Below are 25,899 nucleotides of genomic sequence, written 5' to 3'. Positions count from 1 at the left end.
TAGTTTACCCCACTTTCCTTTCTCCAGGATGAGGAGAAAGATATACTCAATTTAAACATGCGCTATTTCCTTGTAGCGCCCCATCAGGCAACAAGACAGGAGGTTTTTGATGCTGATTTTTATTCCTATCCTTATTTTCGTCGCGCTGGTCATTGTGGCAGCGGCGGTGAAAATCGTCCCGCAGGGCTACCAGTGGACGGTGGAGCGCTTCGGGCGTTTTACCCAGACGCTGCAGCCGGGATTAAGCTTAGTCGTGCCGTTTATGGACCGCATCGGCCGCAAAGTGAACATGATGGAGCAGGTGCTCGACATCCCGTCACAGGAGGTGATCTCCCGGGATAACGCCAACGTCACTATCGACGCCGTTTGCTTTATTCAGGTGGTTGACGCGCCAAAGGCCGCCTACGAGGTCAGCAATCTTGAGCAGGCGATCGTCAACCTGACGATGACCAACATCCGTACCGTGCTCGGCTCGATGGAACTGGACGAAATGCTCTCCCAGCGCGACAGCATTAACACCCGTCTGCTGCATATCGTTGACGACGCCACCAACCCGTGGGGGGTGAAAATCACCCGCGTCGAAATTCGCGACGTTCGCCCACCGGCGGAACTTATCGCCTCGATGAACGCCCAGATGAAAGCCGAACGAACCAAGCGCGCTTATATTCTCGAGGCCGAAGGGGTGCGTCAGGCGGAAATACTGAAAGCGGAAGGGGAAAAGCAGTCGCAGATCCTCAAGGCGGAGGGCGAGCGGCAGTCCGCATTCCTGCAGGCGGAGGCCCGCGAGCGTTCCGCTGAAGCGGAAGCCCGCGCCACCCAGATGGTCTCCTCGGCGATCGCCTCAGGCGATATTCAGGCGATCAACTACTTCGTGGCGCAGAAATACACCGATGCGCTGCAGCAGATTGGCGCCGCCAACAACAGTAAAGTGGTGCTGATGCCGCTGGACGCCAGCAGCCTGATGGGATCGATCGCCGGGATCAGCGAGCTGATCAAAGAAGGCGCTGGCGATCGGAAAAAATCATGATCGACCTGATCCTCGCCCACCCCCATCTGTTCTGGCTTAGCCTCGGCGGGCTGCTGCTGGCGGCCGAGATGCTGGGCGGCAGCGGATACCTGCTATGGAGCGGCGTCGCCGGCGTGGTGACCGGCGCCCTGACCTGGCTCCTGCCGCTGAGCTGGGAATGGCAAGGCACGCTGTTTGCCGTCCTCACTCTGCTGGCGGCGTGGCTGTGGTCGAAGTGGCTGCGCAAGCGCGTCAAACTGCAGCGTCCTGCCGATGCTCAACTCAACCAGCGCGGGCTACAGCTGATTGGCCGCCGTCTGACGCTGGATACCCCCCTGGTAAACGGCCGCGGCCACGTGCGCGTGGGCGACAGCTCCTGGCCGGTGATGGCTGACGAGGACCTCGCCGCGGGCAGTCAGGTCGAAGTGGTCGCCGTGGAAGGGATTACGCTGCGGATCAGACCCGTTGTTCGTTAAGCCTGCGCCTTGCGATGACAGCAGCCGGAAAGATTATCAATAATCGGGCACTCCGCGCTGTCGTCGCCGGGGCAGGATTCAGCCAGCGCCAGCAGGTGCGCGCGCATATTTTGCAGCTCACGGATATGATTCTCGATATCCGCCACTTTCTCCAGCGTGCGTTTTTTCACATCGGCGCTGTGCCGTGACGGGTCGTTGAATAGCGCCACCAGCTCGCGGCACTCTTCCAGATTAAACCCCACCTGCCGCGCCTGGCGCAGCAGCGTCAGCTCATCGAGATGCTGCTGACCGTAGGTGCGGTAGCCGTTTTCGCTCCGCAACGGCGGCGTCACCAGCCCCTTCTCTTCGTAAAAACGAATCGCTTTGCTGGTTAAGCCGGTTTTTTTCGCCACATCGCTGATATTCATTTTTTCTCCTTGACCTTCCCCTTGCTGGAAGGTTTAACCTTCTTAATACTCGATGAAAGAGTGGTTCTGGTCAATCGTTGACCGGAAAATTATTCAGGAGTTATTTATGTCTAACACTATCGACCTGACGCTGGATGGCCTCTCCTGCGGCCACTGCGTTAAACGCGTGAAAGAGAGTCTGGAGCAGCGTCCTGACGTTGAGCAAGCGGAAGTCACCCTCACTGAAGCCCATGTGACGGGCAGCGCCAGCGCACAAGCGCTGATTGAAACCGTTAAACAAGCCGGATACGGCGCGGAGCTCAGCCACCCAAAGGCTAAACCGCTGGCAGAATCATCAATCCCGTCGGAAGCACTGACAGCGGCCACTCCTGAGCTTCCGGCAGCCCATGACGAAGATGACAGTCAACAGCTGCTGATCAACGGCATGAGCTGCGCCAGCTGCGTCTCCCGGGTACAGAACGCGCTTGCCGCGGTGCCGGGCGTCTCACAGGCGCGGGTTAACCTGGCGGAACGCACGGCGCTGGTGATGGGCAGTGCGTCCGCCGCAGAATTAGTGCAGGCGGTGGAGAAAGCGGGCTACGGCGCGGAGGCGATCGAGGACGATCTGGAACGCCGCGAACGGCAGCAGGAAACCGCCATCGCCACCATGAAACGTTTTCGCTGGCAGGCGATTGTCGCCCTGCTGGTCGGCGTGCCGGTGATGGTCTGGGGCATGATCGGCGATAACATGATGGTCAGCGACGACAACCGTTCGCTGTGGCTGGTCATCGGCCTCGTCACCCTGGCGGTGATGGTCTTCGCCGGCGGCCACTTCTACCGCAGCGCGTGGAAAAGCCTGAAAAACGGCACTGCCACCATGGATACGCTGGTGGCGCTCGGTACCGGCGTCGCCTGGCTGTACTCGATGAGCGTCAACCTGTGGCCACAGTGGTTCCCGATGGAAGCCCGCCATCTGTATTACGAAGCCAGCGCAATGATTATCGGTCTGATTAACCTCGGCCATATGCTGGAGGCCCGCGCCCGCCAGCGCTCCTCAAAAGCGCTGGAGAAACTGCTCGACCTGACGCCGCCTTCGGCGCGGGTCGTCACGCCCGAGGGCGAGAAAGATCTGCCGCTCGCTGAAGTTCAGGCCGGCATGACGCTGCGCCTGACGACCGGCGACCGCGTCCCGGTCGACGGCGTGATAAGCCAGGGGGAAGCCTGGTTTGATGAAGCGATGCTCACCGGCGAACCGGTACCGCAGCAAAAAGGCGACGGCGACACCATTCACGCCGGCACTGTAGTGCAGGACGGCAGCGTGCTGTTCACCGCCAGCGCCGTCGGCAGCCAGACCACGCTGGCGCGTATTATCCGCATGGTGCGCCAGGCGCAGAGCAGCAAGCCGGAGATCGGCCAGCTGGCGGATAAAATCTCCGCGGTGTTTGTCCCGGCGGTGGTCGCCATTGCGCTGATTAGCGCTGCGATCTGGTACTTCTTCGGCCCGGCGCCGCAGATCGTCTATACCCTGGTGATCGCCACCACGGTACTGATTATCGCCTGTCCGTGCGCCTTAGGCCTGGCGACGCCGATGTCGATTATCTCCGGCGTTGGCCGGGCGGCGGAGTACGGCGTACTGGTGCGCGACGCCGATGCTCTGCAGCGCGCCAGTGAACTCGACACCCTGGTGTTCGATAAAACCGGCACCCTGACCGAAGGCAAGCCGCAGGTGGTGGCGGTGAAAACTTTCGCAGACGTTGATGAGATGACCGCGCTGCGTCTTGCCGCCGCGCTCGAGCAGGGTTCAAGCCATCCGCTGGCGCGAGCGATCCTTGATAAAGCCGGAGACAACCCGTTGCCGGAAGTGAGCGGCTTCCGCACCCTGCGCGGCCTGGGCGTCAGCGGCGAAGCGGAAGGCCATCGCCTGATGCTCGGTAACCAGGCGCTGCTCAACGAGCAACATATCGCCACCGGCGATATAGAAAGCGAGATGATGGCGCAGGCCTCGCGCGGGGCTACGCCGGTGCTGCTGGCGGTAGATGGTCAGGCGGCCGCGCTGTTCGCCATCCGTGACCCGCTACGCGAAGACAGCGTCGACGCTCTGGCGCGCCTGCATCGTCAGGGCTACCGCCTGGTGATGCTCACCGGGGATAACCCCACTACCGCGAATGCTATCGCCAAAGAAGCCGGCATTGATGAAGTGATTGCCGGCGTGCTGCCGGACGGTAAAGCCGACGCCATTAAGCGTCTGCAGAGCCAGGGGCACAAAGTGGCGATGGTGGGTGATGGGATTAACGACGCCCCGGCGCTGGCGCAGGCGGATGTCGGGATCGCCATGGGCGGCGGCAGCGATGTTGCCATTGAAACGGCGGCGATCACCCTGATGCGCCATAGTCTTCACGGCGTGGCCGATGCGCTGGCGATTTCGAAGGCGACCTTACGCAATATGAAGCAGAACCTGCTGGGGGCCTTTGTCTACAACTCGCTGGGCATCCCGATTGCCGCCGGGATCCTCTGGCCGCTGACCGGCACGTTGCTCAATCCGGTGGTCGCCGGCGCGGCGATGGCGCTGTCGTCGATTACCGTGGTGAGTAACGCTAACCGCCTGCTGCGCTTTAAACCAAAAGCGTAAGCGCTGTCCAGGAAAGCGGGCGCTGACAGGGTCGGCGCCCGCTTTTTTACCGGGACAAGAAAAGCCCGCCGGAAGGGTGACGTGTATCACCATATGCGCTAGCATGAATGCCTCACACTTCGGAGCGCGTATGGGCCTGTTAAACCGGATAAAAATGCTGTGGCGAGCCGCCGTCGGCTCGTCTTATTCCTGGCCTGCGATGGATATCGTCCTGCCCGGCGAACGCTATCTGCACCTCGTCGGCAGCATCCATATGGGCACCCGCGATATGGCGCCGCCGCCAGCGAAGCTGCTGAAAAAAATACGCCAGGCCGATGCGTTAATCGTTGAGGCCGATATCAGCGGCAATGAAACCCCGTTTAGCCATCTCCCCGCTTATCCGCCGCTGGCGGAGCGCCTGAGCGACGCGCAGCTGAGCGAGCTACAGACGCGAGCCGGTGAACTCGGCCTGTCGGTCGCGCTATTCGACAGCCAGCCGCTGTGGCAGGTGGCGATGGTCCTGCAGGCCACCCAGGCGCAGAAGCTGGGGCTGCGCCCGGATTACGGTATTGATTATCAGTTGCTGATGGCCGCCCGCGAGAGCAACATAGCGGTGATAGAGCTGGAAGGCGCCGACAGCCAGATCGCGCTGCTGCGCGACCTGCCCGATGGCGGAATGGCGCTGCTGGAGGATACGCTGACCCACTGGCGCACCAACGCCCGTTTACTGCAGGTCATGATCGGCTGGTGGCTGGAGCAACCGCCGTCGCGCGGCGCGGTATCGCTGCCGACGACCTTCAGCCAGTCTTTATATGATGTGCTGATGCACCAGCGCAATCTCGCCTGGCGCGAGACGCTGCTGGCCCTGCCGCCGGGGCGCTACGTGGTCGCCGTCGGCGCGCTGCATCTGTATGGCGAAGGGAATCTGCCGGATATGCTGACATAAAAAAATGGCCAATATTGCTATTGGCCCGTCAAAGAGGAATTTCATCATTATTATTATCCCGGGATTTGCATCCCGGATCGTCTGATTGTCGCTCAAAGTGACCATCACTGCCAACACTATTGCGCAAGATGGTACTATTTTTTAGACAACCTGCGGGCGTATTCTGACGTCACGCAAAACCGGTTGGTAAGAAGGATAGCTATGACTCCCGCCGTTAAATTACTCGAAAAAAACAAAATCCCCTTTCAGATCCACAGTTACGATCACGATCCCAATGAGACCAACTTCGGTGATGAAGTGGTGCGCAAGCTCGGCCTCAATGCCGACCAGGTTTACAAGACCCTGCTGGTCGCCATAAATGGCGATATGAAGCATCTGGCGGTCGCCGTCACCCCGGTCGCCGGGCAGCTGGATTTGAAGAAAGTGGCGAAAGCGCTGGGCGCCAAGAAAGTCGACATGGCCGACCCGATGGTGGCGCAGCGTATCACCGGCTATCTGGTGGGCGGCATCAGTCCGCTGGGGCAGAAGAAGCGCCTGCCGACGGTGATTGACGCCCCGGCGCAGGAATTTGCCACCATTTACATTTCCGGCGGCAAACGCGGGCTGGATATTGAGCTGGCGGCCAGCGATCTGGCGCAGCTGCTGGATGCGAAGTTCGCCGATATCGCCCGCCGCGATTGATGACGCGCCCCGTGCCCGGTAAGCGCAGCGCCACCGGGAAAGCGCCCGGATAGCGACGCAGCGCGCTTTATCCGGGCTTCCCCTCAGGGTTACTGCCAGCTCACCTCGCCTTTCGGCTCATAGGCGGCGGCATCCAGCGGCGAGTTCTTCTCGATATACTCTTTCAGCACTTCGGCATCGATAAAGCCGGTATTCACATACCCGGGTTTATCGGCGATGTTCGGATAGCCATCGCCGCCGGTGGCGTTAAAGCTCAGCGTCGCCATCCGGTAGATCTTCGCCGGATCCACCGGTTCGCCTTTGATTTTCAGATCGTTCAACTTGCCGTCTTTGGCCACAAAGCTGACGTTCGCAAACTGCGGATAGGCGCCGGAATCCGGCTTCATCTGCGCGACGGCGGTCAGGTAATCCACCACCTCTTTGCCGCTCATATCGACATAGGTCAGCATATTGCCGAACGGCTGGACCTTCATCACATCCTTGTAGGTGATATCGCCCGCCTCGATGGAGTCGCGGATCCCGCCGCCGCTCATCACCGCGAAATCCGCGTTACTGCGCGCCATCTGCGCCGCCAGCAGCAGGTGGCCCATATTGGTCTGTACGAAGCGCACTTTACTGCGATCGCCCTCCAGATGACCATTCACGCTGCCGATTTTGACCTGCAGTTGCGCCTTACCTTTGTTCTGGAACGGCGTCAGCAGCGACATCATCTGCGGGTTCTCCGCGATCTGCGGCGTATACAGCACCCGCTCGCTTTGGCCGTTATCGTATGTCACTTTTTTCTTCAGGTTGACCGGGATCAGCTGATAGTGCACCAGTTTCATCTCGCCGTTGCGGAACTCAAAATCGGCGCGGCCGACGTATTTGCCCCACTCATGCGCCTGGACGATCCAGATACCGTTCTGACGATCCGGGGCGCACGGCGTCCCTGGCACATAGTCGACCTGTTTTTTATTTTCCGACGCCATGCACACCGGATCCTGCGAGTGACCGCCGACGATCATCGCCAGCGAGCCCGCGGGTAAACTGCGTGCCATCTCGACATCCCCCGGCGCGTTAGAGCCGTGGTTGCCGTTGTCATAGTGGCCCATATGGGTGGTGGCCAGGATCACGTCCGGCTTTTCATTCTGCTGCAGCTCCTGGATCACCAGCTTCGCCTCTTCCGCCGGTTTGCGGAATTCGATATCGGTGAAATATTCCGGATTGCCAATCTTGGCCGTATCGTCAGTGGTTAAGCCAATTACCGCGATTTTTAACCCGCCGCGTTTAAACAGCGCCCAGGGTTTGAACAGCCGTTCGCCGGTGCTTTTCTGATAAATATTGGCCGACAGGAACGGGAACTTCGCCCACTTTTCCTGCTGGCGCAGCACGCTCAGCGGATTATCAAACTCATGGTTCCCCACCGCCATCGCGTCGTAGCCGATCAAGTTCATGCCGCGAAAATCGGGCTCTGCATCCTGTAAATCAGACTCCGGCACCCCGGTATTGATATCCCCGCCGGACAGCAGCAGAACGCTACCGCCTTCGGCCGCCACCTCTTTACGAATACCGTCCACCAGCGTTTTCTGCGCCGCCAGGCCATATTCGCCGTAGTCATTGCGCCAGAAATGGCCGTGGTGATCGTTGGTGTGCAGGATGGTAATTTTATAGGTTTTATCCTGCTCATAGGCCTGCGCGGACAGGCTGCCCAGCGATAAAGCGGCGAATAACGCCAGCGCCACGCCGTGTTTGAAATAATGCATGCTTCACTCCCTGACTTAATCCCAAGTGCCGAAAGTATAGCGAGTTAGCCGCGTTGACAAATATGTTTTCAGAATTGCGACTTCCTTCAAACCTTATCTGCAGGTATGTTAGTCGGATAATAATTCTACCCGTCATACTTCAAGTTGCATGTGCGTTGGCAATAACTCGGCCCATCCCTGGGCCTCGCCCTTACGGGCGCAGTGAACTGCGTTCAAATTCGTTCCTGACGAATTTGTCCTCGCTCACCCCAGTCACTTACGAGAGTAAGCTCCTGGGGATTCGCTGCGTCGCCGCCTGCCTGCAACTCGAATTATTTAGGGTAACAACCTGCATTCTCTACAACAAATCGAACTCGCTGAAGTGAACCTATGACAACCAACCAATCCGCTCAGACCTTACCCAGTACCGACGCGCCGCCGCAAAAAGCGCGCACCTCGTTTGGCATCTTAGGCGCGATCAGCCTGTCCCATTTGCTTAACGATATGATCCAGTCGCTCATACTCGCTATCTACCCGCTGCTGCAGGCCGAGTTCTCCCTTACCTTCGTGCAGATTGGGATGATCACCCTCACCTTCCAGCTCACCTCATCGCTGTTCCAGCCGGTGATTGGCTACATCACCGATAAACGATCGATGCCGTGGTCGCTGCCGGTGGGCATGTGCTTTACCCTCTGCGGTTTGATCCTGCTGGCGCTGGCCGGTAGCTTCGGTATGGTGCTGCTGGCCGCCGCGCTGGTGGGTACCGGCTCCTCGGTTTTCCATCCGGAATCATCCCGCGTGGCGCGGATGGCCTCCGGCGGCCGTCACGGCCTGGCCCAGTCGCTGTTCCAGGTCGGCGGCAACTTCGGCAGTTCGCTTGGCCCGCTGCTGGCGGCGGTGATCATCGCCCCGTATGGTAAAGGCAACGTCGCCTGGTTCGTGCTGGCCGCCCTGCTGGCTATCGTCGTGCTGTCGCAAATCAGCCGCTGGTACGCCGCGCAGCACCGGATGAATAAGGGCAAACCGAAGCCGGCGATCGTCAATCCGCTGCCGCGCAATAAGGTGATTCTGGCGGTAGGTATTCTGCTGATGCTGATTTTCTCGAAATACTTCTATATGGCGAGCATCAGCAGCTATTACACCTTTTATCTGATGCATAAGTTCGGCTTATCGGTGCAAAACGCCCAGCTGCATCTGTTTGCCTTCCTGTTCGCGGTGGCCGCCGGGACGGTGATTGGCGGGCCCGTTGGCGATAAGATTGGACGAAAATATGTTATTTGGGGCTCTATCCTCGGCGTGGCGCCTTTTACCCTTGTTTTACCCTATGCCAGCCTTGAATGGACCGGAATTTTAACGGTGATCATTGGTTTTATCCTCGCCTCGGCCTTCTCCGCTATCCTGGTCTATGCCCAGGAGCTGCTGCCGGGACGTATCGGCATGGTTTCAGGCCTGTTTTTCGGCTTCGCCTTTGGTATGGGCGGCCTTGGCGCCGCGGTGCTGGGCCTGCTGGCGGACCATACCAGCATCGACCTGGTATATAAAATCTGCGCCTTCCTGCCGCTGCTGGGATTCCTGACGATATTTCTTCCTGATAACCGGCAAAAAGCCTGATTATCCGGCGGCCAAAGTGTAACGCTGGCCGCCGTTACCCCTTGCGCCATCGGCCTGATGCGCGCATTCCTCTCTCGATTTTTCCTTCTGTGCCTTTTCAGCGGCCAATTGCATTTTTTTGCACAATTCAAGAATTATTCATAAACAAAGTGAACGTTTTTGTCATAAACTATTACGCGGACAGGGTAGCAAAATGGACCGATTCACCACTGGAAAGGAGACGGAATGCACCACGCAACACCGCTAATCACCACCATTGTCGGCGGCCTCGTGCTAGCCTTTATTCTCGGCATGATTGCCAATAAGCTACGTATTTCTCCTCTGGTGGGATATCTCTTAGCGGGCGTGCTGTCCGGACCTTTCACCCCTGGCTTTGTTGCTGACACCAAACTGGCTCCGGAACTGGCGGAGCTCGGCGTGATCCTGCTGATGTTCGGCGTCGGCCTGCATTTCTCTCTCAAGGATCTGATGGCGGTAAAGTCGATCGCCATTCCCGGGGCCATCGCCCAGATAGCCGTGGCGACGCTGTTGGGTATGGCGCTCTCCGCCGCCCTTGGCTGGTCGCTGATGACCGGCATCGTCTTTGGTCTGTGCCTCTCCACCGCCAGTACCGTGGTGCTGCTGCGCGCCCTGGAGGACCGACAGCTGATTGACAGTCAGCGCGGGCAGATCGCCATCGGCTGGCTGATTGTGGAAGACCTGGTGATGGTCCTGACGCTGGTCCTGCTGCCGGCGGTTGCCGGTATGGCGGAGAAAGGCAACCTCGGCTTCGCTTCCCTGGCCCTCGACCTCGGGATCACCATTGGCAAAGTGGTGGCCTTTATCGCCATTATGATGCTGGTCGGCCGTCGGCTGGTGCCGTGGATCATGTCGCGCAGCGCGGCCACCGGCTCGCGCGAGCTGTTCACCCTGTCGGTGCTGGCCCTGGCGCTGGGCATCGCCTTCGGCGCCGTGGAGCTGTTTGATGTCTCCTTCGCCCTCGGCGCCTTCTTTGCCGGCATGGTGCTTAACGAATCCGAGCTGAGCCACCGTGCCGCTCATGACACCCTGCCGCTGCGCGACGCCTTCGCGGTGCTGTTCTTTGTCTCCGTCGGCATGCTGTTTGACCCGATGGTGCTGGTCCAGCAGCCGCTGGCGGTGCTGGCGACGCTGGCGATCATTATCTTTGGTAAATCCGCAGCCGCCTTTTTCCTCGTGCGTATGTTTGGCCACTCGCCGCGTACCGCACTGACCATTGCCGCCAGCCTGGCGCAGATAGGTGAATTTGCCTTTATTCTCGCCGGCCTGGGGATGGCGCTTAACCTGCTGCCGCAGGCCGGGCAAAACCTGGTGCTGGCCGGAGCGATCATCTCGATTATGCTCAACCCGGTACTGTTTACTCTGCTGGAGAAATATCTCGATAAAACCGAAACCCTCGACGAGCAGACCCTGGAAGAGGTGCTGGAAGACGAGAAGCAGGTGCCGGTCGATATCTGCAACCACGCGCTGCTGGTCGGTTTCGGCCGCGTCGGCAGCCTGCTGGGCGAGAAGCTGATGGCCCAGGGGATCCCGCTGGTGGTGGTTGAAACCTCGCGCACCCGCGTGGATGAGCTACGCGAGCGCGGGATCAGCGCGGTGCTGGGCAATGCCGCCAATGAAGAGATCATGGAGCTGGCGCATCTCGACTGCGCCCGCTGGCTGCTGCTGACCATTCCCAACGGCTACGAGGCCGGCGAGATTGTCGCTTCCGCACGGGAAAAATGTCCGCATATCGAGATTATCGCCCGCGCCCATTATGATGACGAAGTGGATTACATTATCGACCGTGGGGCCAATCAGGTGGTGATGGGCGAGCGGGAAATTGCCCGCGCCATGCTGCAGCTTCTGGAAACGCCACCCGCCGGTGAAGTGGTCACCGGCTGATGTTCTGCCCTCTCCCGTCGGGAGAGGGACTCGCTTACCGATCCCAGTACGCCTCTTCCAGGCTGTCCTCACGTTCCGGCAGGCCGCGGGTTAAGCGCGGCGAGTGCTGGTTCAGCACCTGATAGCTTACGCGGTTGGCATATTTACACACCTGCGCCAGCGAGGAGTAGGTCAGCCATTTGCATTTGTGTTTGCTGGAGTTGGGGACGTTATTGCGATGGTAGTTATTGGCGGTGATGTCATGCAGCAGCGCCGCCAGCGCGCCGTCCCCTGCGCCGTTGGTGTTCATGATCTTCTCCGGGCCACCCATATACGGCGCAATATGCGAATAAATCCGCAGCGGATTGACGCAGTCCTGGTGACGCATCGCGCGACTGAATTCGAACTGGTTAAATTCCGGGATCGCCCCCGGCAGCAGCGGATGCTGGGTCTTACGCTTCGCCTCTTCTTCAGTGAAGCCCGCCATATACAGCCCCGCCGGTCCGGCGGTGCACAGCACCAGGTCGACCCAGCCCAGCGCTTTATCCGCCGCCGACAGCGGATCGGCAAAGCCGGTCAGCGCTTCCCCTTCCTCTTCATTCATCGCCAGAATCGAGACATGCTCCTGCAGGAACTGCTGCCACCACGCCGGGTTATCGGCAATCACGTATTTGGTTCCAAGAGTCAACACCACCGGCACATCATGCTTTTTGGCATACTCGATGGCTTTCATCGTCGCGTCCGGCATCGGCTCGCCCGGCTTGCAGCGTACCAGGTAGGAGGTCAGCACCAGCGCCGAGGCGCCGGCGATCACCGCTTCCGGAATGCTTTCCGGGCGCAGCTTGTTCATATGACCCGGGCTGATGGCGAAGGTGCGCTCGCCGCTGTCGCTGATCAGGGTGAAGCAGCGGCCAATGGCGCCGTCGACGCCCTGCAGATAGTTCAGATCGGTACGGCTGGAGGTATTGCACAGGTAGCGATAGGCATAGCCGCCGATTTCGATATTGCTGCACATGACGCCAAGCAACACCGAGCGATCGTCCGCCAGCACCGAGTAGTTGTGCATGGTATTGCCGATCGTGCCGCCGGCAAACTGATGGGTAATAAGATTATTGCGCACCAGCTCCTGGTACAGCGCCTCAGCGACGTCATCTTCAATCACCAGCGAGTGGCCCGCGCTCAGGCCGTAGCGCACGATAAACGCCTCATCCACTTTCGCTTCGATATCCACCAGCGTCTGGTCGATACCCACCACCCAGGAGACGCTGGATTCATTCTCCGGCTGAATTTGCTGCAGCAGCGGGTCGCGGGCGTTAACGGGAAAATAGTGTTTGGATTTGCGTTTACCGGGAAATTTCATAGTGGCGCTTAAATAACAGGGAACAAGCGGGAAATAGTAGCATATTCCCCGCCCTGCGCGCGATCAGCGATAAGGCGCCGTCAGGTTGACCATCATCTCAATATGCGCGGCGTCCGCGTTAAGCGCCGGAATGTATTCATATTGCTTTCCGCCCGCTTCGAGGAATATTTCCCGGTTCTGGACGGCGATCTCTTCCAGCGTTTCGAGACAGTCGGCGGCAAACCCCGGGCACAGCACCTGAATATGCTTCGTCCCTTTCTCGCCGAGCATCTTCAACGTCTCATCGGTGTACGGCGTCAGCCAGGGTTCCCGACCAAAGCGCGACTGGAAGGTCATCATTACCCGCTCCGGCGGCAGCCCCAGCGCGGAGACCAGTTCCCGCGTGGTATCGCGACAGCGCTGAGGATAATCATCCCCTTGATTGGCATAGCGCTGCGGGATCCCATGATAGGAGAGCAGCAGCAGATCCGGTTCCCCATGAACGGCAAACGAGGCGCGCACGCTGGCCGCCAGGGCATGGATATAGTCCGGGTGCCCGGCGTAATCGCGAATAAACGAGATACCGGGAATGGCGCGTTTCTTCGCGAGGATCCGCGCCAGCTCATCCCAGACGGCAGCCACCGTCGAGCAGGAATATTGCGGATACAGCGGCAGCACTACGATGTGCCCCACCCCCTGCGCCAGTAAATCATCCACCGCGCTGGCCAGCGACGGCGATCCATAGCTCATGCCCAGCGCCACCGGGGTATCCGGCAGTCTGGCGGCCAGCGCCTGCTGCTGGCGACGGCTGTATACCATCAACGGCGACCCCTCTTCCATCCAGACGGACTGATAGAGTTTAGCCACGCGGGGAGAGCGAATCGGCAGTATGACGCCGCGCAGCAGCGGCCACCATAGCAGACGAGACGTATCCACCACCCGTTTGTCGCTGAGGAATTGTCGCAGATAGCGCTTCACCGCACCGGGGGTGGGCGCATCGGGAGTGCCTAAATTGGCCAGCAAGATACCTGTTTTCGTCTGATGCATTACCGCCTCTTAACCATTTGAATCGCAGCCAATTGTAGCTGAAATGGCGCTAAACGGAACCAATCATAGCAAAAGGTAGGAATGAGAGGAGTTCTCATCCTGCCGCAGCAGGATGAGAAAAGGCTTTATCAGCCGAGGATTTTTTCCAGTTCGGCGCGCACGTCAGCCACCGCTTTGGTGCCGTCGACTTTGGCGTATTTGGTGTTGCCCGCCTGCGCTTCTTTGGTGTAGTAGCCGATCAGCGGCGCCGTCATCTGATGATATTCCACCAGACGCTTACGCACGGTCTCTTCCTGGTCGTCTTTACGTGTGGTCAGCTCTTCGCCGGTCACGTCGTCTTTGCCTTCCACCTTCGGCGGATTAAATTTGATGTGGTATACGCGACCGGATGCCGCGTGAACGCGACGGCCAACGATGCGGTCGACGATCAGTTCGTCCGGCACATCGAATTCCAGCACGTAATCAACGGTAATGCCCGCTTCTTTCATGGCGTCAGCCTGCGGAATAGTGCGCGGGAAGCCGTCCAGCAGGAAGCCGTTACGGCAATCTTCCTGGGCGATACGCTCTTTAACCAGCGCGATAACCAGCTCATCGGTCACCAGCTTGCCGGCGTCCATGATGTCTTTCGCCTGCTTACCGAGCTCAGAGCCGGATTTTACCGCAGCGCGCAGCATATCGCCGGTGGAGATTTGCGGAATACCGTATTTCTCCATGATGAACTGAGCCTGAGTTCCTTTACCCGCGCCCGGAGCGCCAAGCAGAATAATACGCATTACGAAAATCCCCTCAAAAGTCGATTCAATTTTTCAAAAACGCTAAACCATACCACCAGAACGGCGATGGCTCAAGGAAGGCGGTGCGGCTGAAACGGTTAATGGTGAGATATTTTATGCCATCCAATGTGAAATGCCCCGCCGGAGCAAATCGCTCAGACGGGGCATTTATCCCGTTCCCGGCGTCGCGTCGCTCGGCCGGGCTACTCGTTCAGGTTCGCGTCAGGAAGCCAGCAGCTGGTTCATACGGCGGATAAACTGGTTCGGATCTTCCAGCGTGCCGCGCTCGGCCAGCAGCGCCTGATCCAGCAGCAGTTCCACCCATTCGCCGAACTGCGCGTCATCCTGGGTATCGGCTGCGCGTTTCACCAGCTGATGCGCCGGGTTCAGTTCGAAGATGTATTTCACTTCCGGCGCCGCCTGGCCCGCAGCCGCGAACAGCTTCGCCATCTGGGTGCTCATCTCGTCGGCATCGGTGGTGACAATCGCCGGGGTATCGGTCAGACGATGGGTCAGACGCACCTCTTTGACCCGGTCGCCAAGCAGGTTTTTCACACGCTCAACGAACGGCTCCAGCGCTTTTTCGGCTTCTTTGGTGGACTCGTCCACTTCGTCCGCCAGTTTGTCCAGCGACTCGTCGGCTTTAGCGACAGACTGGAACGCTTTGCCGTCGAATTCGGTCAGGTAGCTCATCATCCACTCGTCGATGCGATCGGAGAGCAGCAGCACTTCGATCCCTTTCTTACGCAGCAGTTCGAGGTGTGGGCTGCTTTTCGCCGCCGCATAGCTGTCGGCAGTGATGTAGTAGATCTTCTCCTGACCGTCTTTCATACGCGAGACGTACTCTTCCAGCGACACGGTCTGCGCGGAGGAGTCGGTATGGGTGGTCGCGAAGCGCAGCAGTTTGGCGATCGCCTCCTGGTTGCTCGGATCTTCCGCCGGGCCCTCTTTCAGCACCAGGCCGAACTGTTTCCAGAAGGTCTGATATTTTTCGGCGTCGTCTTTCGCCAGCTTATCCAGCATCTGCAGCGCGCGTTTGGTCAGCGCGGTGCGCAGGTTACGGGTCACGCTGCTGTCCTGCAGGATTTCACGGGAGACGTTCAGCGGCAGATCGTTGGAGTCTATCAGGCCGCGTACGAAGCGCAGGTAGTTCGGCATAAACTGCTCGGCGTCGTCCATAATGAACACACGCTGGACGTACAGCTTCAGGCCGTGTTTATGATCGCGGTTCCACATATCCCACGGCGCCTGCGACGGGATATACAGCAGGCTGGTGTACTCCTGCTTACCTTCCACGCGGTTGTGGCTCCAGGTCAGCGGGTCGCTGTAGTCATGGGCAATGTGCTTGTAGAACTCTTTGTACTCGTCGTCGTTAACTTCAGACTTGCTGCGGGTCCACAGGGCCTGCGCCTTGTTGATTTTTTCCCAGCTGATAACGGTTTCGCCGTCTTTCTCTTCCTGTTTTTCAATCTCAACCGGCAGCGCGATATGATCGGAATACTTGCTGATGATGGAGCGCACGCGCCAGTCGTTGAGGAAATCATCCTCACCTTCGCGCAGATGCAGGGTGATTTCGGTCCCGCGATCGGCTTTGGTGATGTCGGCCACGGTATATTCCCCTTCGCCGGCGGATTCCCAGAACACGCCGTTTTCAGGTTTATCGCCTGCCGCACGGGTGCGCACGGTCACTTTATCCGCCACGATGAAGGCCGAATAGAAGCCGACGCCGAACTGGCCAATCAGCTGGCTATCTTTTGCCTGGTCGGAACCCATGGATTCCAGGAACGCTTTGGTGCCGGATTTGGCGATGGTGCCGAGATGATCGATAACCTCTTCCCGGTTCATGCCGATACCGTTATCGGCGATGGTCAGGGTACGGTTGTCTTTATCAAACGAAACCCGCACGCGCAGCTCGCCGTCTCCCTCATACAAATCCGGCTGCGACAGCGCGCGGAAACGCAGCTTATCGGCCGCATCAGAGGCGTTGGAAATCAGCTCACGCAGAAAGATTTCTTTGTTGGAATAGAGGGAATGGATCATCAGGTGCAGAAGCTGTTTTACTTCTGACTGAAAACCACGAGTTTCTTGTCCTTTCATCTGATTCAACCTCAACAATGCCATTTTAAATGGGTAAAAAACCGTTGAGTGGGAGATGGGGACAGCGGGGAAATTTTTCAAGCGGAGGCGGCGATGGCCGCCTCCATTTGTTCAGAAAGTAATCTTGTGGCGACCGGCCAGCGAGTGGGACAGCGTAGTGCCGTCGACCATCTCCAGCTCGCCGCCCACCGGCACGCCGTGGGCGATTCGGCTGGCGTCGACGCCATACTGCGCGCACAGCTCTGCGATGTAGTTGGCCGTCGCCTCGCCCTCAACGGTCGGGTTGGTGGCAAGGATCACCTCGGTGATCGACTCCGCCTCCAGCCGTTGTTCCAGGCGATCGAGCCCGATGTCGTCAGGCCCGATGCCGTCGAGCGGCGACAGGTGCCCCATCAGCACGAAGTAGCGGCCGGAATACTGCCCGGTCTGCTCAATGGCGTAGATGTCCGCCGGACTCTCCACTACGCAGATTTGGCCGTTTTCCTGGCGACGCGGGTTGCTGCAGATATTGCACACCTCCTGCTCGGTGAAGGTGCGGCAATCGGCGCAGTGGCCGATCTCCGACATCGCGCGCGTCAGCGCCTGCGCCAGACGCATCCCGCCGCTGCGATCGCGCTGCAGCAGGGTAAACGCCATGCGCTGCGCGGACTTAGGGCCGACGCCCGGCAGACAGCGCAGCGCTTCCATAAGCTGAGTTAACAGCGGGCTGGTTTGCATCAGAACGGCATCTTGAAGCCTGGCGGCAGCTGCATACCGGCAGAGACGGAAGCCATCTTCTCTTTCTGGGTCTCTTCGATACGGCGCGCGGCGTCGTTGAACGCGGCAGCCACCAGATCTTCCAGCATCTCTTTGTCATCTTCCAGCAGGCTTGGGTCGATCTCCACGCGGCGGCAGTTGTGCGCGCCGTTGATGGTCACTTTCACCAGACCCGCGCCGGACTCGCCGGTCACTTCCAGCTGAGCGATCTCTTCCTGCATCTTCTGCATTTTGTCTTGCATCTGCTGGGCCTGCTTCATCAGGTTACCCAGGCCGCCTTTTCCACCAAACATAGGCTTCTCTCTCAGTCAGTCATCATTAAAGGTACTGACTGCAAGTCAAACTTGCAGTCAAATGGGGCGGATACTCTCTTCATCCAGATCGGCGTCGAAGAAACGACGCAGGGTCTGAATGTTATTATCCGCAATAATCGCGTCGCGCGCCTGCGCGAGCTTCTCTTCATAAATAGCCTGCCGCCACTCCAGCGGCGTGCGCATCGCGGGATTATCGTCTTCCACGATGGTCAATTCAACCGGCGTACCGTACAACACCCCCAGCGCTTCAGCCAGCTTTTGCTGCGCGCCGGCGGAATTGAGGTGGCGCTGACTGGGGCGCAGATGCAGACAGACGCGATTGCCCTCCTGCTCTTTCCACGCGTTGAGCGCCACCTGCTCGACCAGCTTCGGTACCGCCAGCTGGCTCACTTCCGCCGCCCAGCTGTCGCGCTCGACCGCTTCAACGGCAAGCTTAGCCGCCAGCTCCGGCGTTTTTTCATGCTCCAGCGCTTTTTTCAGCGCTTTAGGCGTGGCGACTTCGACTTTGGTCTCTTCAACCACCGTCGTCGCCTTCCAGCGATAGGCCTCTTTCTTCGCCGGGGCCTGCTCCAGCGCCGCCGCGGCCGGACGAGCCTGGACGCGCTCGGTAATCGAACTCAGTCGCTCCAGCGCAGCGTTATTCACCGGCCGCGCGCGGGAAGCGGCTGCCGGTTCACTCTTTTTTGGGGTGGTTGCTCCCTGGCTGCGCTGCAGGTGGCTGCGGGCCGCCAGCACCTGGCTGGTGGTCGGCGGCAAACTCTGCGACGGCTGCGGCGGCGGCGCTGCGGGGGAAACCTGCTGGCGCGGCGCGGGCGCGGCGGCCAGTGCCGGCTGCACCTCCGGCTCGGGCAGCGGCTTACGCGGATGAAACGCCAGGGCGCGCAGCAGCGTCATTTCGACGCCCATCCGCCGGTCCGGGGCATAGGGCAGCTCTTTGCGGCCAATCAGCAGCGTTTGGTAGTAGAGCTGAACGTCGCCCGGCGGTACGGTGCGCGCCAGTTCGCGCATTCGCACTTCGACCGCGGCCATGTCGGCGCCCAGCGCCGAAGGGGACAGCTGAACCATGGCGATGCGGTGCAGCAGGCTCTGCATCTCCACCAGCAGCGCCTCCCATTCAACGCCGCGCGCGGCGGCGTCATTGACGCCCGCCATGACCCGCTCGCCATCGGCGGCGACCAGGGCTTCAATCAGCGACAGCGCCTGATCGTCATCGAGGGTGCCGAGCATGGCGCTCACCGACGCCGCCGTCAGTTGCCCTTCTCCACTGGCAATAGCCTGATCGGTCAGACTTAAGGCATCACGCAGACTGCCGTCGGCGGCGCGCGACAGAAGCTGCAGCGCGCGGGGCTCGAAGGCAATCTGCTCTTCGCCAAGAATATGCTCCAGCTGATGGCGGATCTGTTCAACGTCCAGCGCCTTCAGGTGGAACTGCAGGCAGCGGGATAAGATCGTCACCGGCAGCTTCTGCGGATCCGTCGTCGCCAGCAGGAATTTGACGTGCGCCGGCGGCTCCTCCAGCGTCTTTAATAACGCGTTGAAGCTGTGGCGCGACAGCATATGGACTTCGTCGATGAGATAGACCTTAAAGCGGCCGCGGGCCGGCGCGTACTGGACGTTATCCAGCAGGTCGCGAGTATCTTCGACTTTGGTTCGCGAGGCGGCGTCAATCTCAATCAGATCGACAAAGCGCCCCTGTTCTATTTCCCGGCAGTTATCACACACGCCGCAGGGTGTGGCGGTGATGCCGGTCTCACAGTTTAACCCTTTCGCCAGCAGGCGGGCGATGGATGTCTTACCGACCCCGCGGGTACCGGAAAAGAGATAAGCGTGATGAATGCGCCCTAACGACAAGCCGTTCGCCAGTGCGGTCAGCACATGTTCCTGGCCGACGACGTCAGCAAAGGTTTGTGGGCGCCATTTACGGGCTAAGACCTGATAACTCATGGGCTGGCTCTGAAACGCTGGAAGGTGAAATCACGAAGGGGTCATGCTATCACAGCCCCGCCCGATCGGCGAGGCTATGTGGAGGGATTTGCTTAGTGGCCCGGGAACGGCACCAGACTGTAGCAGTGGACCCCCAGCTTCTCCAGGCGCTGTTCGCCGCCCAGATCGAAGAGATTGATAATGAAAGCGGCATCCTGTACTTCGCCGCCGAGACGGCGGATCAGTTTGACCGTCGCGTCGATGGTTCCGCCGGTCGCCAGCAGATCGTCCACCACCAGCACTTTGTCGCCCGGTTTGATGGCGTCAACGTGGATCTCCAGCTGATCGGTGCCATACTCCAGCTCATAGCTCTCAGCGATGGTTTCACGCGGCAACTTACGCGGCTTGCGTACCGGAACAAAGCCCACGCCCAGCGCCAGCGCAACCGGTGCGCCGAAAAGGAAGCCACGCGCCTCAGTCCCTACCACTTTGGTAATTCCCGCGTCTTTGTAGCGCTCGGTCAGCAGTTCAATGCTGAGCGCGTAAGCTTTCGGGTCTTCCAGTAAACTGGTGACATCGCGGAAAAGAATGCCAGGTTTTGGATAATCCTCGATACTCTGGATGCTGTTCTTCAGATATTCAAGCTGCTGTGCAGTTGCGGTCATAAGTGTATGCCTGATTGAAACGGTGTTACCCACGGGCGTGCAAAAGGGGCCAAAGAAACATTTGTTTAACCTTTGACCAGGCTTACCCGCGCTCGAAAACGCCAGAATTTACTGGCTGTCAGCAACAATTGCAACAGGCTTTATTGCGCATCAGTGCTTTTGTTGCTTTGCGTCAACCACCGGAATGCGCCACATAAAGATCAGCAGACAGGCCAGAATGACCAACAGCATAATGCGCACCCACGTAAGCTTAACCAGCCACAGCGAAATAGCAAAAGTCGCTACGATCATGGCAATGGCGCGCGGTTTGGCGCCGCGGGGCATGGCGCGGTACTGCTGCCAGTGGCGAAGATAGCCGCCGAACCATGAGCGATACAGCAGCCACTGGTGAAAGCGCGGCGATGAGCGGGCAAAGCACCAGGCGGCGAGCAGAATAAACGGCGTCGTCGGCAGCAACGGTAAGAAAACGCCCAGCGTACCCAGCGCTACCGCCAGCCAGCCGATAATGGTTAAAATAACAGGTGGCATAATGCGAATCGTTATCAAACAGATACGGCTACTGTAGCACAGTTGGCTGATGGAAAATGGAGGGGGTGGGTGAAAACAGCTCAACTTTTACAAACGCTGAACAATCAGCTCAGCGAGCTGGCCGCGCTGGTGGCGCCGCTGGCGGAGCACGCGACCCTCAGCCCGCGCTTTGACCGCCAGCTCTTCCACACCCGCAGCACGCTGATGCAGGCCTATCTGGCGGAAGCCCAACACAACTTCAGCCAGCTCCGCCAGGCCGTCGAGCGCCAGCAGCTGCCGCAGGTAGCCTGGATCGCCGAGCGGCTGGCGGCGCAAATCGCCGCGCTGCGTCGCGAAACCGCCACCTGGTCGCTGCGCAGTTGGGACCATGCCTCGCCAACGCTGAGCCGCTGGCAGCGCCGTCGCCTGCAGCATCAGGAGTATGAGCGCCGCCTGCTGGCGATGCGCGACCAACGCCAGCGCCAGCTGACGCAGGCTACCAGCCTTGACGAGCAGCAGCGGCTGGCCAGCGAAGTCGAGGTCTACAGCGGACGGCTGGCGCGCTGTCGACAGGCGCTGGACAAGATTGAAAACGTACTGGCGCGGCTGACGCGCTAACAGGAGAGTCCGATGTCGCTGGAAAATGCCCCCGATGAGGTCAAACTGGCCGTCGATTTAATCATGTTGCTGGAGTCGCATCAGATCCCTGCGCAAACGGTGCTGGACGCGCTGGAAATTGTCAGGCGGGATTATGCAAACAAGTTAAAAAACGCGGAAAGCGCCTCGCAAACGCCGCAGAAGTAAGATGTTGCCCACGACGACGTGCTGGCAGAGTGGTCCTCTGCGCATGACGCCGATGGAGGCAATATTGATGGAAAAGGTCAGTCAAACCCCGCACGATGCGGTTTTTCGCCAGATGCTGATGCATCAGGCGGTGGCGAAGGATTTCCTGCAGCTGTATCTGCCCGCGCCGTTTCTGGCAATTTGCGAGCTGGATTCACTGCAGCTGGTCTCCGGTAGCTTTGTTGAAGAGGACCTGCGCGCCAGCTATTCCGATATCCTTTACTCACTGCGCACCCGCCACGGACCGGGCTATGTTTACGCGCTGATTGAGCACCAGAGTACCCCGGACAAGCTGATGGCGTTTCGCCTGCTGCGCTACGCGCTGGCCGCCATGCAGCGTCATCTGGACGCTGGCCACGACACGCTGCCGCTGGTGGTACCAATTCTGTTTTATCACGGCAAGGTCAGCCCCTGGCCCTGGCCCCGCAACTGGCAACAGCTATTCGCCGAACCGGCGCTGGCGAAGGCGCTCTATAGCGGTGATTTTCCGCTGGTGGACCTCACCGTTATGCCAGATAATCAGATCGTCCGTCATCGGCGTATGGCCATGCTGGAGCTGTTGCAAAAGCATATCCGCCATCGCGATCTGGCCGAGCTGCAGGTGCCGCTGATTGCGCTGATGACGCAAGGTTATCTGACAGAAGCGCAGTTAAATACGCTGCTGCGCTATATGTTGCAGGCGGGTACCACGGAACATCCGGGGGCGCTGATCCGCGCGCTGGCGGCGCAGTCGCCCAGACATAAGGAGCTGATGATGACCATTGCCGAATGGCTGGAAGAGAAAGGCCGTAAACAGGGGCAGCAGGAGGGCGAACAGGAAGCCACTCGCAGCATCGCCGCCAGAATGCTGGCGCGCGGCCTCGAACGTCAAATCGTGCGGGAACTCACCGGGCTTAGCGACGAAGAGCTCGCCGCGCTGACGCCCTGATGCAGCAGGGGCGGCTTTGCGCCGCCCCTTTTCAGTTAAGACGCGACGGAGGGCGCTAAATCGTCACCCTTTCCGTCCCGCTTCACTTCCGTGACCTCGTCGCCCTTTTCATTTCGCAGATGGACTTCCAGCTGGTTAAAGGCAATGTTGATGTCATTCTCCCGGCACAGACGGTCGATGGCGCGGTTGAGCTCATCCACCGTGTAGCTGCGATCGCGCAGTTCACGGACATACAGACGCAGTTCATGATCCAGGGTACTGGCCCCGAAGGTGGTGAAGAAGACCGCTGGCGCTGGCTCCTGCATCACTTTCGGATGATCGTGCGCGACCTTCAGCAGCACCTCCTTCACCTTATCCAGATCGGAACCGTAGGCGACGCCGAGGCGGATCACCACGCGGGTCACGGTGTCGGAGAGCGACCAGTTGATCAAGCGCTCGGTAACGAACGCCTTGTTCGGGATGATCACCTCTTTGCGATCGAAGTCGGTGATGGTGGTGGCGCGAATACGGATTTTGCTTACCGTACCGGAGAAGGTGCCGATAGTCACCGTATCCCCAATGCGCACCGGACGTTCGAACAGAATAATCAGGCCGGAGACGAAGTTACCGAAGATCTCCTGCAGACCAAAACCTAAACCAACCGACAGCGCGGCCGCCAGCCATTGCAGTTTATCCCATGAGACGCCCAGCGACCCGAATACCGTCATCGCCCCGATGGCGATAATCGCATAGTTAAGAATGGTGGTAATGGCGTAGGAAGTCCCCTGGCGCATGTTGAGCCGCGACAGGACCAGCACCTCCAGCAGCCCCGGCAGGTTGCGGATCAGCGCCCAGGCAACCATCGACGCCACAATGGCAAACAGCAGGCTGCCCATCGTAACGCTGCGCACCACGCTGGCCCCTGCCTCGGTGCCGTTGTAATGCCAGAGGGTAATGCTGTCGAGATAGGCGAAAACGGTGATCAAATCCGACCAAATCGCCCAGAACATGACCGCGAACAGCGCGATCATCACCAGCATGGTGATGCGTAACGTCTGCTGGTTGACCTGCTCGAGGGCGATAGTCGGCTCCTCCTGCGGCTCGGCGCCTTCCGCGCCCTCCTTCACCAGATGCTGACGGCGCGCCAGCGCCCGGCGCCAGGCGATGCGCCGCGCCGCCACGCTCAGGCCGCGCAGCACAGTCTGGTACAGCAGGTTCCAGATCATGACCAGATAGACGGTCTCGATCCAGCGTCCCGCCAGGCGCAGCGTGGTGTAGAAGTAGCCGGTCGCCGTCAGCACCATCAGGGCCACCGGAACGATAGACAGCACCGTGATCGTCAGCAGGCGCAGGCTGTGCGACTCTTTATCGCGCCAGCTTTCCCGGCACATCGGCCAGACCAGCACCGCTATCAGCAGTAAGTTGAAGAAAATCACCAGCTGCCCCAGCACGTCGTCCATCAGGTTCAGCGGCGACAGCTCGGAAATCACCGACCAGAAATTCAGCGGCAGCAGCGCCAGGCTGACGCGAACAATCTGCCGCCGCCAGTGGCTGGTCAATTGCGCCGGCATATTAAAGTGGCTGACCGCTACGCCGTTCTTTTCCAGCACTTTCCAGCACAGGCCAAACACCAGCCAGAACATCGCCAGCTTTTTACTGTACGCCCACAGCAGAGCACTGATATTGAGCTGCATGGTGAGTAAGATCAGGCCAATCGCCAGAATCACCAGCACCACCGGTAAGGCGCGGATCAGGTCGATAAGGATCGCCTTCGGCGTATGCAGTTGGGTATCATTCCGCAGCTGGCCTACCTGGGAGGCAAGCTTTGCCTGATAATCCTTGAGCCACTGCAAACGCCAGCGGATCAGGCCGGCAATCAGCAGCAGCGGTAATCCGGCAAGAAAAGCGACAAACACCGCTGGCCACGCTTTTTCCCAGTTCACGGTGATTTTCATCGCCTTAAACTGACCTTTCAGCGCTTCCGGGAAGGCCTTAATCCACTCCCAGTCCATCGGTTTATTGCTGTTCACCCAGAAAATTTGCTGGGTCAGAATTTCTTTCAGGCTGCTCGAGACGCTCATCAGCTGCTGCTGGTTGATCTGCAGGTTGATGGCCATCATCAGCTGATTCCCCAGCTGTTTATTGAACTGGTCGAGCAGCTCCCGGCGCATGTCGATCACTTCCAGCAGCGCGGCGTGCACTTCATCGTTTACTTCAGCGCTGTGCCCCTCTTCCAGCTTGGCGACATAGGCATCGCTCTGGAACAGCGCGTCGCGTTTCTGATTCACCTCGAACTGTTCGAGCCGCAGATCGGCAATGCGATTGGTCATATCCTGCAGCTCATCCGCCGACGGCAGCGTCTGCTGCTGCTGGTAGAGAATGCGCGACAGCAGCAGGCTGCCCTTGAGCACGGAAATTTGCTCTTTAATATCCCGTTCAGACTGCAGGGCGCGGTCGAGCCAGTTCTTCACCTGAATATTGCGCTGCACCAGCTGGTTGCCGTTCTCCGTCGCCTGAATCAGCTTCTCGCTCAGCTGGTGGTTGATATCCAGCTCCTGCTTGACCAGCGGGTTGGCCTGAATACGCGCCGTTTCGTCGGGCGTGACCGCCTCCTGGGCGGTTTTCTCAGTCAGGGTCAGCCGCTTGCTGTTCACCGCCTCCTGCAGCAGCTGCAGCTGATGCTCCAGCCGGTTGCTCCAGGCGGTGACGTAGTCACGCTGCTTCTGCAGGGTATCCTGCAGCACCGTATTGCCTTCGAGGCTCTTGCGCTGCTGCTCGATCTGCGCGTTAAGCAACGCCTGCTGGGCCTGCAGCAGCACCTGCTGGGTCGGACGCAGAGTCTCATCCCCCACCGAGGTGCCATTCAGACGATTGCGGATCTGCTGCAGCTGCTGGGAGGCTTTGTACATCGCATTTTGCACGCGTTCCGGCTGCGTTTGCAGGGAAACCAACTGGCTGTTGTAGGTCGCCAGATCGTTTTGCGCATTCTGCAGATCGTCCAGCGTTTGGGTGACGCGTGATTCCAGCTGACGCAGGGAGAGCGTGCTCAGCGTTTTGCGCGTCGCGTCGTCGTTCGGGACATCGCTCAGATTGTTAAGGCTGTCCACCGCCTGGCGCAGCTTCGCCGGGGCTTGCTCGACCTGCTGGCGGAGCTGCGTCGTCTCGCTCTTGATGCGATCGATTTTATCCAGCGTTTCCAGGGTCTGGGTCAAATCCTGCTGGACCAGTTTATCCTGCGGAGTCAGTTCTTTTTGCTTGTTTAATGTATTGAGCTGACTCTGCACCTCCGCCCGGTCAGGGAGGTCCGCGGCGCGGCCCTGAACTGGACTGAAAAGGCCAATAAAACAGAGCAGTATAATGATAAAGATGAACGTGGCGCGTTGCCTGGAGATCGTGTGCAGCATAGTTAATA

22 protein-coding genes and 1 other annotated feature are annotated in these 25,899 nt (G+C 59.3%); of the genes, 10 read left to right on the top strand and 12 right to left on the bottom strand.

Annotated features, from left to right (window positions below; all coding sequences use genetic code 11):
* Positions 1-109: 109 nt before the first annotated feature.
* Positions 110-1,027 (top strand): SPFH domain-containing protein, encoded by a 918-nt coding sequence (locus tag ACOI7D_RS17975; RefSeq protein ID WP_004204723.1) that lies wholly within the window; start codon positions 110-112, stop codon positions 1,025-1,027.
* Positions 1,024-1,482, top strand: coding sequence for an NfeD family protein (locus tag ACOI7D_RS17970; RefSeq protein WP_023288660.1), 459 nt, complete (start codon positions 1,024-1,026; stop codon positions 1,480-1,482). The genes ACOI7D_RS17975 and ACOI7D_RS17970 overlap by 4 nt, the downstream gene beginning before the upstream one ends.
* On the opposite strand, the gene cueR is transcribed toward ACOI7D_RS17970, so the two are convergent.
* Positions 1,479-1,889, bottom strand: a complete 411-nt coding sequence (gene cueR / locus ACOI7D_RS17965) for a Cu(I)-responsive transcriptional regulator (protein WP_004204725.1) — start codon at positions 1,887-1,889, stop codon at positions 1,479-1,481. The two genes, ACOI7D_RS17970 and cueR, sit on opposite strands and share 4 nt — an antisense overlap.
* A gap of 106 nt (positions 1,890-1,995) precedes the next feature.
* Here cueR and copA point away from each other — a divergent pair, with 106 nt between their 5' ends.
* The 3 genes from copA to ybaK all read left to right on the top strand — a co-directional run bounded on the left by copA (position 1,996) and on the right by ybaK (position 6,103).
* Complete coding sequence (copA, locus tag ACOI7D_RS17960) at positions 1,996-4,497, top strand: copper-exporting P-type ATPase CopA (RefSeq protein WP_109547566.1); 2,502 nt, start codon at positions 1,996-1,998, stop codon at positions 4,495-4,497.
* Between the two features lie 130 nt (positions 4,498-4,627).
* Entirely contained in the window at positions 4,628-5,422 is a 795-nt protein-coding gene (locus tag ACOI7D_RS17955) for a TraB/GumN family protein (protein ID WP_109546591.1), read from the top strand.
* Between the two features lie 201 nt (positions 5,423-5,623).
* The gene (gene ybaK, locus ACOI7D_RS17950; protein WP_101992034.1) at positions 5,624-6,103 is read left to right on the top strand and encodes a Cys-tRNA(Pro)/Cys-tRNA(Cys) deacylase YbaK; all 480 of its coding nucleotides are present in this window, start codon (positions 5,624-5,626) and stop codon (positions 6,101-6,103) included.
* A gap of 89 nt (positions 6,104-6,192) precedes the next feature.
* On the opposite strand, the gene ushA is transcribed toward ybaK, so the two are convergent.
* A complete protein-coding gene (gene ushA / locus ACOI7D_RS17945; RefSeq protein WP_109546592.1) occupies positions 6,193-7,845 on the bottom strand; it encodes a bifunctional UDP-sugar hydrolase/5'-nucleotidase UshA in 1,653 nt (550 codons plus the stop codon).
* A 369-nt stretch (positions 7,846-8,214) separates the two neighbouring features.
* On the opposite strand from ushA, the gene ACOI7D_RS17940 reads away from it, so the two are divergent.
* Both ACOI7D_RS17940 and ybaL read left to right on the top strand, forming a co-directional pair.
* The gene (locus ACOI7D_RS17940; RefSeq protein WP_023288656.1) at positions 8,215-9,435 is read left to right on the top strand and encodes an MFS transporter; all 1,221 of its coding nucleotides are present in this window, start codon (positions 8,215-8,217) and stop codon (positions 9,433-9,435) included.
* Between the two features lie 225 nt (positions 9,436-9,660).
* On the top strand, positions 9,661-11,337 hold the full coding sequence (gene ybaL, locus ACOI7D_RS17935) for a YbaL family putative K(+) efflux transporter (RefSeq protein WP_109546593.1): 1,677 nt from the start codon (positions 9,661-9,663) through the stop codon (positions 11,335-11,337).
* Between the two features lie 34 nt (positions 11,338-11,371).
* Here the strand turns inward: ybaL and ACOI7D_RS17930 are convergent, their stop codons facing one another.
* From ACOI7D_RS17930 to ACOI7D_RS17890, 9 genes are all read right to left on the bottom strand, one after another.
* Positions 11,372-12,676, bottom strand: a complete 1,305-nt coding sequence (locus ACOI7D_RS17930; protein ID WP_109546594.1) for an inosine/guanosine kinase — start codon at positions 12,674-12,676, stop codon at positions 11,372-11,374.
* Positions 12,677-12,739: 63 nt separating this feature from the next.
* Positions 12,740-13,702: a ferrochelatase gene (gene hemH / locus ACOI7D_RS17925; RefSeq protein WP_023288653.1), complete on the bottom strand. Its 963-nt coding sequence runs from the start codon at positions 13,700-13,702 to the stop codon at positions 12,740-12,742.
* A 128-nt stretch (positions 13,703-13,830) separates the two neighbouring features.
* A complete protein-coding gene (gene adk / locus ACOI7D_RS17920; RefSeq protein WP_002892184.1) occupies positions 13,831-14,475 on the bottom strand; it encodes an adenylate kinase in 645 nt (214 codons plus the stop codon).
* 222 nt (positions 14,476-14,697) lie between these two features.
* Positions 14,698-16,572: a molecular chaperone HtpG gene (htpG, locus tag ACOI7D_RS17915; RefSeq protein ID WP_023288652.1), complete on the bottom strand. Its 1,875-nt coding sequence runs from the start codon at positions 16,570-16,572 to the stop codon at positions 14,698-14,700.
* 111 nt (positions 16,573-16,683) lie between these two features.
* Complete coding sequence (recR, locus tag ACOI7D_RS17910) at positions 16,684-17,289, bottom strand: recombination mediator RecR (protein WP_002892177.1); 606 nt, start codon at positions 17,287-17,289, stop codon at positions 16,684-16,686.
* The gene (locus tag ACOI7D_RS17905) at positions 17,289-17,621 is read right to left on the bottom strand and encodes a YbaB/EbfC family nucleoid-associated protein (protein WP_008805448.1); all 333 of its coding nucleotides are present in this window, start codon (positions 17,619-17,621) and stop codon (positions 17,289-17,291) included. Before ACOI7D_RS17905 ends, recR begins: the two co-directional genes overlap by 1 nt.
* A 57-nt stretch (positions 17,622-17,678) precedes the next feature.
* A complete protein-coding gene (gene dnaX / locus ACOI7D_RS17900) occupies positions 17,679-19,586 on the bottom strand; it encodes a DNA polymerase III subunit gamma/tau (protein WP_044521306.1) in 1,908 nt (635 codons plus the stop codon).
* Positions 18,282-18,346, bottom strand: a sequence feature (DnaX frameshifting element). (Overlaps the previous gene by 65 nt.)
* A gap of 92 nt (positions 19,587-19,678) precedes the next feature.
* A complete protein-coding gene (gene apt / locus ACOI7D_RS17895) occupies positions 19,679-20,230 on the bottom strand; it encodes an adenine phosphoribosyltransferase (RefSeq protein WP_023288650.1) in 552 nt (183 codons plus the stop codon).
* 150 nt (positions 20,231-20,380) lie between these two features.
* On the bottom strand, positions 20,381-20,758 hold the full coding sequence (locus ACOI7D_RS17890; RefSeq protein WP_004204740.1) for a DUF454 family protein: 378 nt from the start codon (positions 20,756-20,758) through the stop codon (positions 20,381-20,383).
* Positions 20,759-20,827: 69 nt separating this feature from the next.
* On the opposite strand from ACOI7D_RS17890, the gene priC reads away from it, so the two are divergent.
* The 3 genes from priC to ACOI7D_RS17875 all read left to right on the top strand — a co-directional run bounded on the left by priC (position 20,828) and on the right by ACOI7D_RS17875 (position 22,508).
* Positions 20,828-21,355, top strand: coding sequence for a primosomal replication protein N'' (priC, locus tag ACOI7D_RS17885; RefSeq protein WP_048296890.1), 528 nt, complete (start codon positions 20,828-20,830; stop codon positions 21,353-21,355).
* A gap of 12 nt (positions 21,356-21,367) precedes the next feature.
* A complete protein-coding gene (gene rsmS / locus ACOI7D_RS17880; RefSeq protein ID WP_004204742.1) occupies positions 21,368-21,541 on the top strand; it encodes a pleiotropic regulatory protein RsmS in 174 nt (57 codons plus the stop codon).
* A 67-nt stretch (positions 21,542-21,608) separates the two neighbouring features.
* On the top strand, positions 21,609-22,508 hold the full coding sequence (locus ACOI7D_RS17875) for an Rpn family recombination-promoting nuclease/putative transposase (protein ID WP_032454012.1): 900 nt from the start codon (positions 21,609-21,611) through the stop codon (positions 22,506-22,508).
* A 35-nt stretch (positions 22,509-22,543) separates the two neighbouring features.
* Here the strand turns inward: ACOI7D_RS17875 and mscK are convergent, their stop codons facing one another.
* A complete protein-coding gene (gene mscK / locus ACOI7D_RS17870) occupies positions 22,544-25,891 on the bottom strand; it encodes a mechanosensitive channel MscK (protein ID WP_044521298.1) in 3,348 nt (1,115 codons plus the stop codon).
* Between the last annotated feature and the right edge of the window lie 8 nt (positions 25,892-25,899).

The organism is Klebsiella sp. C360 (assembly GCF_048822415.1).
GTDB classification, from domain to species: domain Bacteria; phylum Pseudomonadota; class Gammaproteobacteria; order Enterobacterales; family Enterobacteriaceae; genus Klebsiella; species Klebsiella quasipneumoniae.
This window is presented reverse-complemented; position numbering and strand designations above follow the sequence as displayed.

Bases quoted from the DNA above. Each gene is read 5' to 3' on its own strand.
- ACOI7D_RS17975 (WP_004204723.1), top strand. From the start codon at position 110: ATGCTGATTTTTATTCCTATCCTTATTTTCGTCGCGCTGGTCATTGTG.
- ACOI7D_RS17970 (WP_023288660.1), top strand. From the start codon at position 1,024: ATGATCGACCTGATCCTCGCCCACCCCCATCTGTTCTGGCTTAGCCTC.
- cueR (WP_004204725.1), bottom strand. From the start codon at position 1,889: ATGAATATCAGCGATGTGGCGAAAAAAACCGGCTTAACCAGCAAAGCG.
- copA (WP_109547566.1), top strand. From the start codon at position 1,996: ATGTCTAACACTATCGACCTGACGCTGGATGGCCTCTCCTGCGGCCAC.
- ACOI7D_RS17955 (WP_109546591.1), top strand. From the start codon at position 4,628: ATGGGCCTGTTAAACCGGATAAAAATGCTGTGGCGAGCCGCCGTCGGC.
- ybaK (WP_101992034.1), top strand. From the start codon at position 5,624: ATGACTCCCGCCGTTAAATTACTCGAAAAAAACAAAATCCCCTTTCAG.
- ushA (WP_109546592.1), bottom strand. From the start codon at position 7,845: ATGCATTATTTCAAACACGGCGTGGCGCTGGCGTTATTCGCCGCTTTA.
- ACOI7D_RS17940 (WP_023288656.1), top strand. From the start codon at position 8,215: ATGACAACCAACCAATCCGCTCAGACCTTACCCAGTACCGACGCGCCG.
- ybaL (WP_109546593.1), top strand. From the start codon at position 9,661: ATGCACCACGCAACACCGCTAATCACCACCATTGTCGGCGGCCTCGTG.
- ACOI7D_RS17930 (WP_109546594.1), bottom strand. From the start codon at position 12,676: ATGAAATTTCCCGGTAAACGCAAATCCAAACACTATTTTCCCGTTAAC.
- hemH (WP_023288653.1), bottom strand. From the start codon at position 13,702: ATGCATCAGACGAAAACAGGTATCTTGCTGGCCAATTTAGGCACTCCC.
- adk (WP_002892184.1), bottom strand. From the start codon at position 14,475: ATGCGTATTATTCTGCTTGGCGCTCCGGGCGCGGGTAAAGGAACTCAG.
- htpG (WP_023288652.1), bottom strand. From the start codon at position 16,572: ATGAAAGGACAAGAAACTCGTGGTTTTCAGTCAGAAGTAAAACAGCTT.
- recR (WP_002892177.1), bottom strand. From the start codon at position 17,289: ATGCAAACCAGCCCGCTGTTAACTCAGCTTATGGAAGCGCTGCGCTGT.
- ACOI7D_RS17905 (WP_008805448.1), bottom strand. From the start codon at position 17,621: ATGTTTGGTGGAAAAGGCGGCCTGGGTAACCTGATGAAGCAGGCCCAG.
- dnaX (WP_044521306.1), bottom strand. From the start codon at position 19,586: ATGAGTTATCAGGTCTTAGCCCGTAAATGGCGCCCACAAACCTTTGCT.
- apt (WP_023288650.1), bottom strand. From the start codon at position 20,230: ATGACCGCAACTGCACAGCAGCTTGAATATCTGAAGAACAGCATCCAG.
- ACOI7D_RS17890 (WP_004204740.1), bottom strand. From the start codon at position 20,758: ATGCCACCTGTTATTTTAACCATTATCGGCTGGCTGGCGGTAGCGCTG.
- rsmS (WP_004204742.1), top strand. From the start codon at position 21,368: ATGTCGCTGGAAAATGCCCCCGATGAGGTCAAACTGGCCGTCGATTTA.
- ACOI7D_RS17875 (WP_032454012.1), top strand. From the start codon at position 21,609: ATGGAAAAGGTCAGTCAAACCCCGCACGATGCGGTTTTTCGCCAGATG.
- mscK (WP_044521298.1), bottom strand. From the start codon at position 25,891: ATGCTGCACACGATCTCCAGGCAACGCGCCACGTTCATCTTTATCATT.